The organism is Pseudoalteromonas sp. CnMc7-15 (assembly GCF_022347925.1).
Taxonomy (GTDB): Bacteria; Pseudomonadota; Gammaproteobacteria; order Enterobacterales; family Alteromonadaceae; genus Pseudoalteromonas; species Pseudoalteromonas ruthenica.
In genome coordinates this window covers 157,864-174,401 of record NZ_JAKRFT010000004.1, presented here as the reverse complement: position 1 = coordinate 174,401, position 16,538 = coordinate 157,864, and the positions used below count along the sequence as shown (strand labels likewise).

General features: G+C 46.7%; 17 protein-coding genes. 11 read left to right on the top strand and 6 right to left on the bottom strand.

Going from position 1 to position 16,538, the window contains the following annotated elements; all coding sequences use genetic code 11:
• Positions 1 to 250 precede the first annotated feature (250 nt).
• From MHM95_RS11225 to MHM95_RS11210, 4 genes are all read left to right on the top strand, one after another.
• Positions 251 to 1,144 carry an alpha/beta hydrolase gene (locus tag MHM95_RS11225; protein WP_239385306.1) on the top strand — a complete coding sequence of 298 codons (894 nt, stop codon included), beginning with the start codon at positions 251 to 253 and terminating at the stop codon, positions 1,142 to 1,144.
• Positions 1,145 to 1,615: 471 nt separating this feature from the next.
• Positions 1,616 to 2,041, top strand: a complete 426-nt coding sequence (locus tag MHM95_RS11220) for a DUF6680 family protein (RefSeq protein WP_239385305.1) — start codon at positions 1,616 to 1,618, stop codon at positions 2,039 to 2,041.
• Between the two features lie 127 nt (positions 2,042 to 2,168).
• Positions 2,169 to 2,534, top strand: coding sequence for a hypothetical protein (locus MHM95_RS11215; protein ID WP_138588707.1), 366 nt, complete (start codon positions 2,169 to 2,171; stop codon positions 2,532 to 2,534).
• A 133-nt stretch (positions 2,535 to 2,667) separates the two neighbouring features.
• Positions 2,668 to 3,093 (top strand): hypothetical protein, encoded by a 426-nt coding sequence (locus tag MHM95_RS11210; RefSeq protein ID WP_239385304.1) that lies wholly within the window; start codon positions 2,668 to 2,670, stop codon positions 3,091 to 3,093.
• A gap of 175 nt (positions 3,094 to 3,268) precedes the next feature.
• Here MHM95_RS11210 and MHM95_RS11205 read toward each other — a convergent pair whose 3' ends face one another.
• Both MHM95_RS11205 and MHM95_RS11200 read right to left on the bottom strand, forming a co-directional pair.
• Complete coding sequence (locus MHM95_RS11205) at positions 3,269 to 3,676, bottom strand: substrate-binding domain-containing protein (RefSeq protein WP_239385303.1); 408 nt, start codon at positions 3,674 to 3,676, stop codon at positions 3,269 to 3,271.
• A 10-nt stretch (positions 3,677 to 3,686) separates the two neighbouring features.
• Complete coding sequence (locus tag MHM95_RS11200) at positions 3,687 to 4,877, bottom strand: porin (RefSeq protein ID WP_022945679.1); 1,191 nt, start codon at positions 4,875 to 4,877, stop codon at positions 3,687 to 3,689.
• A 389-nt stretch (positions 4,878 to 5,266) separates the two neighbouring features.
• Between MHM95_RS11200 and MHM95_RS11195 the strand changes: the two genes are divergently transcribed.
• Genes MHM95_RS11195 through MHM95_RS11165 form a run of 7 tightly spaced genes read left to right on the top strand, consistent with a single transcriptional unit; the run spans position 5,267 to position 13,276 of the window.
• The gene (locus MHM95_RS11195; protein WP_239385302.1) at positions 5,267 to 6,526 is read left to right on the top strand and encodes an HlyD family efflux transporter periplasmic adaptor subunit; all 1,260 of its coding nucleotides are present in this window, start codon (positions 5,267 to 5,269) and stop codon (positions 6,524 to 6,526) included.
• 24 nt (positions 6,527 to 6,550) lie between these two features.
• Entirely contained in the window at positions 6,551 to 7,285 is a 735-nt protein-coding gene (locus tag MHM95_RS11190) for an ABC transporter ATP-binding protein (RefSeq protein ID WP_239385301.1), read from the top strand.
• Positions 7,286 to 7,287: 2 nt separating this feature from the next.
• The gene (locus tag MHM95_RS11185) at positions 7,288 to 8,601 is read left to right on the top strand and encodes an ABC transporter permease (protein WP_239385451.1); all 1,314 of its coding nucleotides are present in this window, start codon (positions 7,288 to 7,290) and stop codon (positions 8,599 to 8,601) included.
• Between the two features lie 10 nt (positions 8,602 to 8,611).
• Positions 8,612 to 9,817 (top strand): FtsX-like permease family protein, encoded by a 1,206-nt coding sequence (locus MHM95_RS11180; protein WP_239385300.1) that lies wholly within the window; start codon positions 8,612 to 8,614, stop codon positions 9,815 to 9,817.
• A gap of 55 nt (positions 9,818 to 9,872) precedes the next feature.
• Positions 9,873 to 11,198, top strand: a complete 1,326-nt coding sequence (locus MHM95_RS11175; protein ID WP_026111208.1) for a sigma-54 dependent transcriptional regulator — start codon at positions 9,873 to 9,875, stop codon at positions 11,196 to 11,198.
• A complete protein-coding gene (locus MHM95_RS11170) occupies positions 11,198 to 12,511 on the top strand; it encodes an ATP-binding protein (RefSeq protein WP_239385299.1) in 1,314 nt (437 codons plus the stop codon). Before MHM95_RS11175 ends, MHM95_RS11170 begins: the two co-directional genes overlap by 1 nt.
• Positions 12,512 to 12,553: 42 nt before the next feature.
• Positions 12,554 to 13,276, top strand: coding sequence for a Sir2 family NAD-dependent protein deacetylase (locus MHM95_RS11165; protein ID WP_239385298.1), 723 nt, complete (start codon positions 12,554 to 12,556; stop codon positions 13,274 to 13,276).
• 50 nt (positions 13,277 to 13,326) lie between these two features.
• On the opposite strand, the gene MHM95_RS11160 is transcribed toward MHM95_RS11165, so the two are convergent.
• The 4 genes from MHM95_RS11160 to MHM95_RS11145 form a co-directional block, all read right to left on the bottom strand.
• Positions 13,327 to 14,592 carry a hypothetical protein gene (locus MHM95_RS11160; protein ID WP_138590857.1) on the bottom strand — a complete coding sequence of 422 codons (1,266 nt, stop codon included), beginning with the start codon at positions 14,590 to 14,592 and terminating at the stop codon, positions 13,327 to 13,329.
• Between the two features lie 10 nt (positions 14,593 to 14,602).
• A complete protein-coding gene (locus MHM95_RS11155; protein WP_045978143.1) occupies positions 14,603 to 15,115 on the bottom strand; it encodes an outer membrane beta-barrel protein in 513 nt (170 codons plus the stop codon).
• 144 nt (positions 15,116 to 15,259) lie between these two features.
• Positions 15,260 to 15,793, bottom strand: coding sequence for a porin family protein (locus MHM95_RS11150; protein WP_239385297.1), 534 nt, complete (start codon positions 15,791 to 15,793; stop codon positions 15,260 to 15,262).
• A 160-nt stretch (positions 15,794 to 15,953) separates the two neighbouring features.
• Positions 15,954 to 16,379 (bottom strand): hypothetical protein, encoded by a 426-nt coding sequence (locus MHM95_RS11145; RefSeq protein ID WP_022945666.1) that lies wholly within the window; start codon positions 16,377 to 16,379, stop codon positions 15,954 to 15,956.
• Positions 16,380 to 16,538 lie beyond the last annotated feature (159 nt).

Here is a 16,538-nt window from a genome sequence, read left to right as displayed (position 1 = left end):
TTTTAGGCCTTTACTGAGGTGTCGTCGCGCATTTCTAGTCTCACAGCGAAAAGAAACACTCAAAACGGGTGAACTTTCCAGCATTGAGTAATCCATGAGGGTAGTCAATAAATGGTTAAAACATCCAATTAGCGATCATTTAGACTAATCCATCTGGGAACAGAGTTTTTAACCATCTGAAATTAAATCACTTTTATTTGGCACCAAGTTTGCTCTGTAAAGATTGATTCAATTCCATTAAGGATAAAAAGTGAAAAACGTTGGATATCTTGTAGTTTTACTCATTTTTGCGTCAGGTTGTGCAACAAACAGCAGAAATCTAAGCCATGCTCTTGGCGAAGAAAGCGCGCACTCGCGTGACCTTATCACTGTTGAAGAGATCGTGTTTGACAGCGAAGGGGTGCCACTATCAGGGAGCATATTTATTCCTAAAAACCCACAAGCAGCGGTCGTTCTAGTACACGGCTCAGACCCTGTTCCACGTATGTCAAAGCTAGCTGAGTCATTGGCCAAGCATAACTTGTTGGTTTTGACCTATGACAAGCGTGGGGTGGGTGAGTCTGGTGGGGTTTACGTTGGGCCTCAAGTTGGAACTAATAATATCAGTGTTGATAATTTAACGTTGCTTGCCAAAGATGCCAGTGCTGCGGTAGATGTGGTTCGTGAATATGACAATAGTTTATCCATTGGCCTGCTAGGTGCCAGCCAAGCTGGCTGGATTATTCCAATTGCCGCACTCAATAATCAATCGGTAGAGTTTATGGTTCTCTTTAGTAGCCCAACTATCACGACTTTGGAGCAACTGAGGTTCCAGTTCTACACAAATGGAAGAGAAGATTTTTGGCAAACACAGAGCTATGAAGATGCCCGTGAACATACCCTAAACGACCCTGATAAATATGAGTTTAACGCAACGGATCCGAAAGTTTATCTAGACTCTCTATCAATACCAGGGCTTTGGCTCTTTGGAGAGCAAGATATACAGGTCCCAGTCAAAATGTGTGTGGAGCAATTGAATGAACTAAAAGCTCAAGGCAAGCCTTTTGACTATGTCTTATTTCCATCGCTTGGGCACAATACGAACAAAGCAGAGCCTCTCGCTATTGCAATACATTGGATAGAGCAAAAATATGCCTCCAATTAACCCGCTATTTGTGTTTCGGCGAAGTTGGAAAAACCCAAAGCTCATGGCTAATTAACGGCTCAAATGCGACAGCAAGTTGCAGCGCGGCGCAGAGCATTACTAATCTCTAATGGCGCTTGGCCGACTTTTGGGGCCCACGAAATGAATGGTCGCTTTTGACAGCAGCCAAAAGTCATTGAACTTTACATTGACCGAGCGAAAAGCAGATATTCACTTGCTAGCGAGTCTTGGAGTGCCTTTTAAATGCTGGTAAGGGCATTTCCTCAGTCAAAAGAACCCTCCCAAAACTTGTTATCGACTCCTACTGTGTCGCAGTCAATAACGCATTGCATTCCTTTTGCTCTGCGACACTATTTACTTTACTGTGTGATTTACGATAATTTTTTCAGTAATACTCGCGTGTCTAAAGGCGCTTGGTCTTTTACCTTGCAAGGTCTCGCTAATAAGTTGTTATACACCAAAGGAAAATCTATGACATCGGAAGCTATTTTTGTAACAATCTTTGCATCACTTCTTTCAGGCTTATTCGGCGTACTTATTTCTTTTAAGTTCTATGAGCGTCTTGAGAAAAGAAAACTTCGAATTGAGACTGCAAAGAAGCTAATTGGAGGAAGGTTTAATCTTGCCTCTAATGAGTTCAACATTGCTATGAATGAAATATTTGTTGTCTATGCTGATTGCCCTGAGGTGATGACAGCAATGACGAACTTTTGGGAAATTCTCCAAGTTCCACGTGGCCAACGCTCTGATAAAGTTGTTGATGATAAGCTACTTACTCTTTTGAAAACGGTATGCAAAAGTTCTGGCATTACTCATTCGAAAGATATCAATGATGACTTCTTCTTAAGAACTTTTAACGGTAACGGCAATCCTGTATCTGCCAAGCAAGGCGTATAACAAAAAATTAAGTCGCTCGCGGGCTCGCTGGGAACAACATGGCGGCAGTGTCACTTCGTTTCGATTATAGCCGCCATGTTTGTGCCTTTTATTTGGATGTTACTTTAACAGGGATATTTGAATTAAAATGAAGTTTTTAATTTCTGCACTTGCTATTTTTTTGCTCATTGGCTGCACGACAGGCAGGTTGGAATATGTCACCCCGGAAGGCGAAACGAAGTACGGGTGCGAAACTGAATACACGTGGCAACCCAGTGTAGATAAATACGCAGTAGAGTACATTCTAAGTTACTGTGCCAAACAGGCTGCTCAACTTGGAAATACAGTCGTCAATACGAATCTGCTAAATCTAAACCTATCTATTCCCGCACCACCGACAGGTCAAAACTGGAGTTTTGACCTAGCGAAGTCAATGTACAAAAAAGGGCAGCTCACCGATAAACAATACGGTTACCTAATTGCTTATATGGATTTGGGGCATGACAAAGATTGATGTTGCGGCAAGTTCAAATAATAAAGAGTTTACCTCACTCACTTCGGTCGCAGGTGCAGTAATGCAACCGTGCTTCGCGATGATGCCACTAGTTCAATATCCGCTAGCTTTGTGATTTAGGAGCAGGGTGGCCGTGAGAATATTCCTAATTTTGATAACTTCTTTATTGAGTTTTGCTTCTCTAGCCAATGATGCCGAGTTTTCATCGTTTAGAATAGGAACAGACTCTTACGATACTCGTAGTGGAGTCTTTAAACGTTTATTGTGTTTGGAAGGCCAAGACAGTATAGAAGTTGTTTTATCGCTTACTACAAGTGAAAAATTGCAACTTTTTCGTTTAGCTCAACAGGATATTTTTGAGGGCAATGCAGGTTTGGGTGAACTAGAAAGTGTATGTGTTAGCAGTTATCCATACGAAGTTATATATGGTGACAGCACGGGGGAAATTAAAACGACTTGTTATTCGCCTTTACAAGATGATGAAGCTTATTTATTAAAGTTTGTTTACTCTATTGATACTGTTCAAAATTTGCCAAAATCACATTGCAGGCATTATTAGTGCTTGCACGTGGCAAGCAATTCACCGGAAATAAAAAGTAGTGGGATGAGCTCACCCTACATAGTTTTATTCTGTTACTTAGGCCTTAGCACTCGCCATAGACACTTAAAACACTGCCAGATTGGACTAGGTTCCACTTATCCAATCTGGCAGGCTCGGTTCAGGTTTATTTGATTTAGAAGGTGGCGACCACTTTCACCTTGTCGCTGGCACTTGCGGCACTAACGTACCCTATTGCCCCTGGGTTGGCTGCCACAAAATCAATCACCGCTTGATCGTTCGCTAACTTGTCCGGTGGCGTTCCTTTACCTGTGAACACTAGTTTAGACCAGTAGGCGTTAAGTTGTGAACTCGATTTGCCTACCACCTTATCGTTAAACTCATCAAAGGCGGGTGTGCCATCTTGATTCACCGCTGTGGCGCTATTGCCATCAGGGAAAGACTTAGATTTACCGAGATAAAGCTTCTTGATCGCATTTTGATCTAGACTTGCACCATTACTAGGGTGAACAACTACGGCAATATCAGCCCACACCCCTTGCGTGAATACTAAAAGCGAAACTGCTGCTACTTTTTTTAACATGTTTTTCCCCTTAGAACACTAAGTCTACACCCATAGATACAAGATCTACTTCGGTATTGGTAATATCGTCTTCGAATCGACTCACATCAATTTTAAATGCCGCCGATGGATGGAAATTATAGCGTGCGCCTATAGTGTAGGTATTGGATTCTGCCCGCTGAGAGAGTAAGGCAAAGTTAGTTACATCTCGCAGCAACGGCGCATTTGGGTCACTCGGGTTAGTCGACACATTGATAGGGCCGTTAGGTGTTTGAATCTGTGCGGGTATCGTGTTCAACTCGGAACTGTCATTTTCGTCGTCGTTGTTTTCATAGGTAAAATGCACTGTCCAGTCATCGATACGATAACCCACCGAGGCATAGTACTGGCGCTGTTTTGCCAATATGCTGTCTTCTACCTCAAACTGGGTATACTCAGCATCAAATAAGAAGTTATTGTAATCAACACCAAAGCCAATGGCTGCGAAGTAGGCATCATCCTCTTCAATTTCTAGGTCTTGGCGTTGCTCACTCAGTCCATAACCATCTAAGCCATTTAGTAGCGAAGTTAATTGTGCACTGTTGCTTACATCAATGCTGGCTTCACTCATAAAGTACGCAACCCGCGCGGTGAACCAATCTCTCGATAGTGTCCAGTTTACGCCCAAAGTATCGTTAAGTTCAGCTGCATCGTTATTGGTAACGGCGACAATATCGTCATTTACGGCACCGTACATCAACTGCAACGCACTATCCCAGTCACCTAGCGTGCTGTTATGGAGGTAACTTAACCCTTCGTAGGTGGTGAAACTGAGGTTATAAACAGACTGTGGCGGGCGCACCCAACGATAGGCGTAACCCACATCTAAAAAGTCTGAATAGCGATAAAAAGGAATGCGCATTTTCCCGGCGCTGAGCTGTGAATTGTCAGATATTTCGTAAGTGAGGTAGGCCCATTCAAACTCAGCATCAAAGTCGTTCTCTCCACGCGCAATAACCTGTGCGGTGGCGCTTAGGCGCTCTTGCAAATCGGCTGACACCTGCAAGGCGAACTTGCTCTCTTGCTCCATATTAAAGTCGTTATCATATCCATAGAGCGTATCGTCATCATCCAGAGTTTGACCACCGACAATAGAGGCGAAACCATTTATTCTTACCTCAGCAAAGCTGGGCAAGCTAACCAGTGCGGCTGCAATAGACAGCCCTAATAACGTTTTCTTCATGTTGATTTCCTTACTGTTACCGATTAAGGGTGCCTTTTGAGCATAGAATAAAATACCTAGTTAACAAGGTAGGTGACTGATACTTAAGCAGTAGTTCAAGGCAAGCATATTGCTAATGAAGTTAAGAAAGTGTCCGCAGCGGACACTTTCATTGTCCGCGGACACCTTAGACTCTCAAGAATTATATTAAAAGTATATACAAAACAATTAGTTAAGCTTTCTTTCTAAGTTGGCATGGTTTTCGTAACCCTGTACTCATACGTACTAAGGGAAGTTGTTATGCTATTAACTTTATTTGTTTTTTTTACCTCTCCATTATTGGTGCTTGCGGCGGCACTTATCAGCACCTGGTTACACAGTAACTGCCTGTTGGTCGGGGAGGCGCAGTCATGATCCGTGATACCCAAGCACAGGACACTGTTGTGAAAGAGCGCCAGCGCTCATACAAACCCTTATTGATTGGTCTTATCAGCATATTAGTCATCGCTGCAGCGCTCTATACCTTTGCTAGTCCCCAGTCTAATACCAGCCATTCCATTGCCCGTGAGAGTATCAAAATTGCCACCGTCGAGCGGGGTAACTTGGTTCGCGATATCGCTACCACAGGGTTTATCGTCGCGGCCAATGCTCCGCAAGTATATAGCCCAACACAGGGCTATGTGGAACTGCTAGTCAACCCCGGCGATACCATTGCCGTGGGGCAGGTCGTGGCGCGAGTTAAAAGCCCCGAGCTGGCCAACAACTTAAAACAACAGCAGTCTGAGCTTCAGCGTTTAGAAGATGAGCTTTCGCGCAAAGAATTACAGGTGCGCCGCGATAAACTCGCACTTATGCGCACGCTGGATATGGCCAAAGTGACTTTAGATGCGGCTAAACGTGAGCATCGTCGAGCGCTTATCTCTATTAAAGACAATCTTATCAGCCAAATTGATATGGAACAGGCACAAGATGAATTAGCGCGTGCCAAATTGGCCTATAAACATGCTCAGCAAGAAGTTCAAATTGGCGAAGACACCTTAGCATTCGAATTAAAGTCAGCACACAGCGATGTCACCAGGCAGCAGCTTGTTGTTGATGACATCAGTCGCAAAGTGCGCGAGTTAGCGATTGTTGCGCCGGTCAGCGGGGTGGTGGGTAACCACTTTGTCCAACAGCAAGCAGCTGTGGCTCCGAGCCAGGCTCTGATGACGTTGGTTGATTTAAGCGCTTTTGAGGCCGAATTACAGGTACCTGAAAGCTACGCCAATGAGCTTGGCTTAGGCCTTGAGGTCGAACTCAGTATTGGCTCTGAGCAGCTGGTGGGTGAGCTGGTGTCTATCTCTCCTGAAGTGAAAGATCGCCAAGTGAGCGCCCGAGTGCGTTTTACCCAGCGTGAGGGTTTGCGTATTCGTCAAAACCAACGGATATCGGCACGCATTCTCCTAGAAAACCGTGAAGATGTATTGATGGTGCGCCGTGGGGCATTTATGAATCAAGGCGGCTTTGTGGCCTATCGCGTCAATGGCGACGTGGCTGAACGAATTCAAATTCAAACAGGGGCGAGCAGTATGGCGGCGGTCGAGCTCACCGCAGGGGCACAGCAAGGCGATGAACTCGTGGTGTCCAGTTACGATGTATTTAACCAAGCGCAACGAGTATTGCTACGTTAAGCATTTATAAAAAAGGATATAAAAATGATTAAAATGAATAATATTAACAAGGTATACCAAACGGATATGGTGCAAACCCACGCCCTACGGGATTTCAACCTTAAGGTTGAGCAGGGTGAATTTATAGCTGTCACTGGGCCGAGCGGCAGCGGTAAAACCACGTTTTTAAACATTGCCGGGATGTTAGAGCCATTCTCTAGCGGTCAGTATCAGCTCGACGGTGTGGATGTGGGTGGTTTGAACGACAATCAACGAGCTGATTTGCGAAACCAAAAAATTGGCTTTATTTTCCAAGGATTTAACCTTATCCCAGATTTGAACTTGTATGAAAATGTGGAAGTGCCATTGCGATATCGCGGTATCAAAGCCGCAGAGCGTAAAAAGCGCATTGAGCGATGTCTTGAGCTGGTAGGCCTCGGTGCTCGCGCCAAACACCTGCCACAACAGCTCTCTGGGGGACAACAACAGCGTGTCGCGATCGCTCGGGCGTTGGCCGGCGAACCGCGCTTTCTACTTGCCGATGAACCAACCGGAAACCTCGATAGTTTAATGGCGCGTCAGGTCATGGAAATTCTTGAAGATATTAACCGTGAAGGGGCGACCATTGTTATGGTTACTCATGATCCGGAGTTGGCACGCCGAGCGCCGCGTAATATTCAGGTCGTCGATGGCCAACTTGCTGATTTTAGTCTGTATCAAGGCCGACCTAATAGCGCAAGCAGTGCCGGCGATATTGCTCAACAGGCTGTAGGGGGCTAATGATGTTTTGGCACTATATTGATTTAAGTTGGCGTTCGCTCAAGCGTACCCCCATGGTGAGCACCTTGATGGTGTTGGCTATCGCCATTGGCATCGGTGTAACGATGACGACTTTATCGGTGTATCACATGATGAGCGCCGACCCTATTCCGGCAAAAAGTAAACAACTGTTTGCCGTGCAATTGCAGTCTATGGACGATGGCGACGGCTGGTGGACCAGCGATGATTTGCCTTATCAACTGTCTTTCCCAGATGCAGAAAATCTATACCAAGACCGTGCAGCGAAAGCGCAAGCGCCAATGTTGCGCACAGGTTTTGCCGTACACCTTGGAGATGCGCGTACCAAGCCACAACTGATGGGGGCAAGAGCGACGAGTCGCGACTTTTTCAGCATGTTTAACGCCCAGTTTGTGCATGGTGGAGCATGGCGCGAGCAGGCGGACAAAGACGCAATGAAACAGGTGGTCATTGAGCGTAGCTTGAGCGAAGAACTTTACGGCCAGCAAAGTCCAGTGGGAAAAACCTTATACCTCGACAATCATGTGTTTGAAGTGGTGGGGGTCGTTGCGCCAATCACGCGTCATATCAAATTTTACGATTTGAATAATGGCGCGTTTCGCAAGCCAGAACGCATTTTTGTGCCGTTCTCTTTAATTCGTGAGCTGGAATTGCCCTCATGGGGGAACTCCAACGGTTGGAAACGCGAAGAGATCAAAAGCTATCAAGATAAATTGAATTCGGAGATTTATTGGCTGCAATATTGGGTCGAGCTCGATAATGATGAGCAAAAGCAGCAATACAGCGACTATTTGCGCAATTATATCGACCAGCAAAAGCAACTGGGGCGGTTCACGCGAGAGCATCCGAAGTTTTCCTTGCGCGATGTTAATCAGTGGATGACGTACAACAAGGTCGTCAGCGAAGACAATAAAATTTTAGTGTTATTAAGCTTTATGTTCTTGGCTGTTTGCTTGGCGAATATCCTCGGTCTACTGCTCGCTAAGTTTATGCGTAGGGCACCGGAAGTGGGTGTGCGCCGAGCCTTGGGGGCGAGCAAAACACAAGTATTTATGCAGCATTTGGTCGAGGTTGCCTTGCTTGGCAGCTTAGGCGGTGTGCTCGGTATTTTTCTGGCACAGTTGAGCCTCTGGGGCGTGCGAGAAAGTTACAGCGCCTACAGTGACTTGGCTACCATGGACGCGTTCATGCTTATCAGTGGGCCAGTCATTGCCATTATCGCGTGTGTCGTCGCTGGCTTGTTACCGGCTTGGCAGGTGTGTCGAACCAACCCCGCTTATTATCTGAAAACGCAGTAGGAGCTAGAGCATGTCAGAATTAAAACCCATGATAAACGCATTACTGCGCTCAAAAATTGGTGCTGTGTTACTACTGGTACAGGTAGCCATCACCTTGGCTATCGTCAGTAACGCGGCGTTTATGATAAGCGACCGTCTCGCCTATTTGAATCAACCTACTGGCTATGACGAGTCGGCTATTTTTAGTTTTCGAGTGAATAACTTTGACCCTGATATCAACCTGGTTCAGCAATACGCTTTGGATGAACAGGCGATCCGCTCTCTCGATGGTGTGGTTGATGTGGCGATGACTAACTGGGTGCCACTGTCCGGCAGTGGTGACTCGAGCAGTATGCACACTTCGCCACCGCCAGAGATGGGCCGTGGTGTGCGTGCAGCGTATCAGCTTACCAGCGACAGCGCCCTCAATACCCTAGGTGCCACATTAATTGCTGGGCGTAACTTCCGTGCTGATGAAGTCGTGCACAGTGATAATCGCGACAATTTGCCAACCACAGCCATTGTCACCAAAGATTTGGCCGAGGAGATGTTTCCCGATGAGCCTGCGCTTGGGAAAACCGTTTATCAAGGGCAAGGCGCACTGAAAATAATCGGGGTTATCGATACCATTAAAGGCCCGTGGCTTGATGATAGTCGCCCGGCCAATGTGATCTTCTTCCCGTTTAATTACGCCGACTCGCGAGCCGAGTTCATAGTCCGCACCGAGCCCCATAAGCGTGCACAGGTAATGGCACAAATCGAAGAGCTGTTACTTAACAACGAATCTCAGCGCGTGATCTATCGTATTGAGGGATTAGATGAAAGCAAAGCCGCTTATATGGCGCGTGATAGGCTGGTCATGCGTATGCTGATCGTGTTAATTGTGGTCCTAGTACTGGTTACTGCGCTAGGTATTTTTGGCTTAACGCTGTTTAATATCTCCAAACGCACTAAACAAATCGGTACGCGTCGCGCCTTAGGTGCAAGACGCTCGGCCATTGTTCGTTACTTCTTGGTCGAGAATGCATTGGTTGCCAGTGTCGGTATTGTTCTTGGAGCGGGTCTGGCCATGTTATTAGGGCAGCAGCTTATGACTGTCTTTTCTCTGCCCAGTCTATCGTGGACTTTTGTCTTGGCGAGTGCCACTTTTATGCTCATAATGAGTTTGATTGCCGCTTGGGCGCCGGCTCAGCGAGCCGCCAATATCGAACCCAGCATCGCTACGCGGTCTATATAATTACAATAACAATAACAAGCGGCGCCGATAGGTGCGCCGCCACATTATGGATAATATGAAAAAGATACTCATCGTTGACGATAACACCGCAGTGTTGGAAGCATTGTCGCTGCTACTGGAGATTCATGGTTATCATCCCGTGGTCTGTGAAACGCCCACCGAGGCGCTGCATATCGTTCGCTATCAACGCATTGCTTTAGTTTTACAGGATATGAACTTCAGTGCTGATACCACCTCAGGTGAGGAGGGCAGAGCGCTGTTTTATCAGTTACGAGAAATCAACCCACACCTTCCAGTGGTCTTGATCACCGCTTGGACCGAGCTCAGTACCGCAGTGGAATTAGTCAAAGCCGGCGCAGCCGACTACATTGGTAAGCCTTGGGATGACCAAAAGCTGTTAACGACCATCGAAAACCTTGTCGCGCTGGGCGAAGCCGCCAGTGAGAATGCAACCTTTAAACGCCAAGCCCAAGAGCGCAGCCAAGCTCATGCTGGCGCTGATTTAGCCGGGTTGGTATTTGCCAGTGCTGCAATGCAGCGGGTTGTGGATATGGCGTTGCAGGTGGCCCATGCTGATGTGCCTGTGCTTATCACGGGAGCGAATGGCAGTGGTAAAGAAGGCATCGCTGAGATTGTGCACCGTAACTCTGTACTCAAAGCACAGCCCTTTATTAAAGTGAATGCAGGAGCACTGCCTAGCGACTTAATTGAAGCGGAATTATTTGGCGCTGAAGCCGGCGCATTTACCGGAGCCAAAACCACACGCATAGGACGCTTTGAAGCCGCTGATGGGGGCACCTTGTTCCTTGATGAAATAGGTAACCTATCACTCGATGGGCAAATGAAATTGTTGCGTGTGCTGCAAAGTGGTGAATTTGAACGCGTTGGCTCCACGCAAACCCGTAAGGTCTCGGTGCGGGTGATCTCTGCGACCAATGCAGACCTGCGCAGTGATATTCAACAAGGGCGTTTTCGCGAAGACTTATATTATCGCCTCAATGTCATTGAATTAGCGGTGCCACCTTTGTGCCAACGCCAAGATGATATCCCAGCTCTAATTGCGCACTTTTTGCCAGGACGAGAGCTGAGTCCTCATGCCGAGCAGGCGCTGCGTCATCATAGTTGGCCGGGAAACGTACGCGAGTTGGAAAACGCCTGTAAGCGTATAGCGGTGCTTAAGCCGCAAGGTGAATTACAGGCAGATGATTTTGCTTTGCAAAGTGCTGAACAAGCACAGGTGCAAAAACATGAGCCCTCGAAGCAGGACATTGAACACTCTATGCGTCTTCATCAAGGCGTGGTGGCCAAAGTGGCACGGGATTTTGGTTTATCGCGACAAGCGTTGTATCGGCGTATGCAGAAATTTGGTATTGAATACTAATGGCCCTGTTAACTTCACCCACCAGTCGCCTTACCTGGCAGCTGAGCTCATGGCTGAGCTTGTTTGTTTGTGCGCCGGTTGTAGCTGGGGTATTACTAGGGTTGTTATCGGTGTTGCAGGCGTTGCTCTTAGCCGTCGTGCTTGGCGCGCTGCAAGCCATGTTTATACATTATGTGGTCACACCCAGAGTGAAAGGGCTCCAGGCTATAGAGTCGGGGTTGTTGAACTTTAAGGATGGGGATTTTTCCACCTCTTTGGCTTATAACAAAAATGATGAGCTGGGCGATTTGTGTCGGCTTTACAATGAAACCGCGAGCAAATTACATCAGGAGCGGCAATGGATATACCAAAGAGAATTGATGCTCGATAAGGTTCTGCATAGCTCGCCGCAAGCGCTGTTGTTAGTGAATGACAAACAGCAAGTGGTGTACAGTAACCACAGCGCTAGGAGCTTGTTGTTTGCCGATTTACGCGTTGAGGGTGAGCAATTATCGGTATTGTTTGCGCGCATGCCAAACGGGTTAGCGCAAGCTTTGCAGGCAGGGAAAGAGGGCTTATTTAGTGTTGAGCAGCAACATGAGCAGCGGCAAACATGGCACTTAGCCACCGGGCACTTCTTGCTCAACAATCAAGCTCATACCTTGTATATACTTAAGCCCATGACACGGGAGATCTCACGCCAAGAAGTGCAAGTGTGGAAAAAGGTGATCCGAGTAATTAGCCACGAACTCAATAACTCCCTCGCGCCGGTATCATCCATGTTGCACTCTGGGCAGTTGTTGGCACAAGGCATTGAAGACACCCGTTTAGCGCGGGTATTTACAACGATTGACGAGCGAATCGGTAAACTCGGTGAGTTTGTTCAAGGGTATGGGCGGTTCGCTAAATTACCACAACCGCAAATGAAACATTTCAGCTGGCACAATATGATGCAAGGGCTTACGCAGCAATGGGCTTTTACACTGCTTGGGGAATTGCCAGAGCAGGGCTATGGCGATGATACTCAGCTTGAGCAATTGCTTATTAACCTGCTCAAAAATGCCCATGAATCAGGCTCTCCAGAGGCAGATATCAGTGTTGAGGTGAATTGTAGCGAGGCGCAGCAGGAAATACTGGTTCGCGATCGCGGTAAAGGCATGTCAGAAGCCGTGATGGCCAGTGCGTTGGTGCCCTTTTACTCCACTAAAAGTTCGGGGTCAGGGCTAGGCTTAGCGCTGTGTCGTGAAATTTGCGAGGCGCATCATGGTGACATCAGTTTACACAATCGCCACCACGGTGGCTTAGTAGTTCGTGTGCACCTGCCCCTTGCTTAGTCGGTTGTGCCAGGCAAAAACAAAAGCGAATGTAAAATCAGCATGAGTAACACTTTATACATCACCGGCGCTGGGGTTAGCGCCGCCAGCGGTATTCCCACCTTTCGTGGTGAGGATGGGTTCTGGCGCATCGGCAGCGCACACTACACGCCTATGGAAATGGCAACTCGGGCCATGTACCAACATAATCCCAAGGAGTTTTTAGCCTGGTATTATCATCGTTTTGCTACGTACCGCCATCATGGCCCGAATGATGTGCATCACTGGCTCAGCGATAAAAATCTGATCACCCAAAATATTGATGGCTTAGATGCCAAGGCGGGGAACAACAATTATATCGCTATTCACGGGCGCTTAGATTTAATGACCGAATTTCATAACCAAGGAGAGGCGGTGACGACACACCCAGCGCCTTGGGAGAGCATTGATGAGGGGAACCTCCATGCTTCGTTGCTGGCGGCCTTTGCCATTTACGGTGAAAAGCCCCAGCTATACCACTCTTACAAACCTTTGGTCCTGCTCTTTGATGAGTATTACACCGACCTATATGGTATTACCGAGGCTCAGCAACGCATGCTATCAGCGGATAAAATCGTGTTTATTGGTACCTCGTTCAGCGTCAATATTACGCAAATGGCTTTGGAGATTGCCCGAAGCAGAGGCATTGATGTTGAGGTTGTTGACCCTGAACCGGTGCAAGTAGCACATGCAGAGGTGACTTATCACCGCATGACGGCGTTGGAATATGTGCAACGTATGGGTTAGCAGGTAATAAAAAAGCGCCCAACTGGGCGCCTTTAGTTAACGACTAGGAGTTAGTTGCTAATTTCAAAAATAACGCTTTGTTCTTGTTCGAGAAACCCGAATGTCATGAGCGCATCACCGCTGACATCCGGCTTTGCAGTGACATTCAAATACACTTCGTCACTTGCGCGCTTATTTAAGGTAGCGGTGACCAAGTTGTTATTGATAATCCACGTACTGGCATCGGTGACGTTAATGTTGTCGCTAAAACCAGTGTAATCCGCATACACACGTATTTCGGTGCTTTCACCTGCATTTAAGCTGATAGTTTCGCTATTGTCGTTTATAAAAATAGCAGATAACTCACCTTCTTGCGCAGAAGTGACTGACAGGCTGATGGAGTCTTGTACAGAGTCTGAGCAGCTCGCATACACCAACCCATCCCCTTTTTCTGTTGCCAATACAGCGCCACTGAATCTTGGGTTTGTTTCGATATAGGCGATAGCATTGTTATTTTCAGCCCAATTCACACCCGGCGTAACATCAACACTTTGCTCGTTAAGCGTGCCACGCACTTGCAAGGTTTCGCGCTCACCTAAATCAAGGTCTAAAGACTCATAGCTCTGCTCGTCGCTATCGACAAAACGAATGCTGGTGATTTGTGTTGGCGCGGTTGTGAAACTGAGCTGGTTACTGTTTGCTTGTGCGTAGGAGGCGCGCACTTGGAGATCATCACCACTGCTATCAGAGGTATATAAAACACCAAAATCATTGATGTAAGCCGTGGCACTGCCTGCCACTTCCCAGGTCAGCTTGTTGTTATCCACGGTGCCTTGATACCCATCATCATAGGTGACGGCGGTGGTAATTGTGTTTGGTTGACAGGCATAAGCACGGGCACTGTTTGCGCTCAAGGTCAGGCTCGCTACTTGAATGTCTTTAATAGATACTTCGATGCTTTCACTAACGTCATTGATGGTTGTCGCAGTGAAGGTGACTAGGCCTTGTTCAGTGTCGCTTTGAGCTTTAGCGGTGATTTTACCCTCGTCATTAATGCTCGCAAAATCAGGATGTGAGGATTGCCATGTCACCTCTTTGGTTATGTCGCGAGAGTCGCCTTTTGAGTCCACCCCCGTGGCCTTGAGTTGCAGCTCATCACCAGGTTCAATACGAATGCCACCGCCAGTAATGGAAATGCTTTCAATAAGTTCACCAGATTGTCTTTGGCGCTCTTTCTCGAATGCGGTGTTAATGCTGTTGGCATTGTCATTGTCACTGCAGCCACTGAGCATGCCTAAACTTAAAAGCAGGCTGCTTGCCAATAGAGTTTTATTCATTGCTTTATCCTTAAAAAACATAACTCAGACCAACGCCCCACGCGTCAATGAGGATATCGTCTTTGTTATAACGCTGTTGATAATCGGCATTAATACGAAAATTATAGGGAAGGTCATAATTTACTCTGCCTCCCCAAGCAAAGCCTGAGAATTCTTCTAAGCCATCATAGACACTGGGCTTGCCACTGAAGAGCACTTCGGTACGCGCATAACCTAAGGCTAAATCGACGCTAAAACCATCGTAATTCGGTGAGCGAAAGCGAAAAAATGCGCTGTAATTTTGGTCGATGTCCGTGGTGACACCTAGAAGATCGTCGTCGCTGCTACTTACTCCGCCTTGAAGCTCAAGGAAAATACCATTGTAAAGTTCAGCACCTAGCTTAATATTGTTCACTGTGGGGGAGGCGCTATTGCCATCAAAATCGGTGCTTAGTTGCAGGTAATCTGCACCGATATAATATTCATTGGCGTGAGCGTAATTGCACGCGAGCGCCAAGCCTAAGCACAGCAGTTGCTTTTTCATTGTGTCTTCCTTCTCGAGATGATCCACAGCAGTGTATCAAAATTGTATCTAAAGTGGGTAACAAGATGTAACCTAAATTTCGCCAACAGGCTATGCTAGGAACGCAGCGCCCGAGGCAAGATAGTGCGCCCTTTATACAAGGGGTTAAAAATGATAACTCACGCCTAAACCGTAGCTGTCGAGCTCAACTTCGTTACCCAAATCACGTGATGTGTAATCAAGCGCAACATGCCAGTTAGGGCTCACGGCGTAGTCAATGCGTGCAGAATAGGCAAAGCCATCGTCAGAGATACTTTGGTTAAGTGCTTGATTAGTTAAATCTACTTCGGTGTGGGCATAGCCTAATCCTAAATCAAAGGCAAAACCACGATGGCGAGGGGTGAGTAAACGCACAAACAATGCGCGGTTAGCGCTTAACTCATAAGTGGTACCCTCAACCATGTCATCATTGTCGTAGACACCCAGCTGTGCCTCCAAAGCAATTTGTTCAAAGATAAATACACCACCGCGTAAATTAACGTGGCTAAAATCTGCTTGTCCGGGCGTGCCGACAGTCTTTAAATCCATTAATTGATAATCGCTACCAAGATAAAAGTCCATTGGGTGTTCAAAAGGACGATTGTCGGCATGGGCATTCAGGCAGGTAGCGGCAAGCAAGGCACACAGGAGCTTATTCATAACATTATCCCTGTTGTAGTGAGCAAAAAATTGTATGCAAAATCCTAACTTAATGATTTAGCGAAGTAAATGGATGTACTCTATGGTGCTAACACAGCAAACAATAAAAAACCCAGCGCTAGGCTGGGTTTTGGTGCATCACAATGTTGAACTGTGGTTGTTATTGATTCGCTTCTAACTCTTCGCGTTTAGCGCGAATTTTTTCTTTCAGCTCTTCAATCTTTTCTTTTGTTTCTTCTGATAATTCACCGGCACCTTCTTTTGACTCTTCCCAAGCTTGCTGGGCTAGATCTTTAGAATCGGCAACTAAATTATCTAAATGTGTTTTACCTTCTTCACTAGCTACGGCAACAAGTGCTTGTGTTTCGTTAACAAGCTCATCAAGTTGCTCACCGAAAGACTCATCGTGCAATTGCGCGCTAAGATCTTTAGCATCTGCAACAGCAGAGTCCCATGCTTGGCTGATCTCTTCTTTTGCTTCGACCGCACTGTCTTTCGCTTGCTCTTTTGCTTCATTAGCATCTTCACAAGCACTCAGTACCAAGGCACTGGCTAGAACGGTAATAACAGCTAATAATTGCTTCATTGTGTCTTCCTCTTTGACAAAACCTGGGCTCAGTATAGCGGTAAAAATATAAATAGAGCATGAATTTGCTACTTTTATCTGAGCAGTTGTGACGGTGCACCATTTCGAAGCAGCGCTGTGCACTGATGGCGCAATGACTGCACCAGATTATGCGAATAA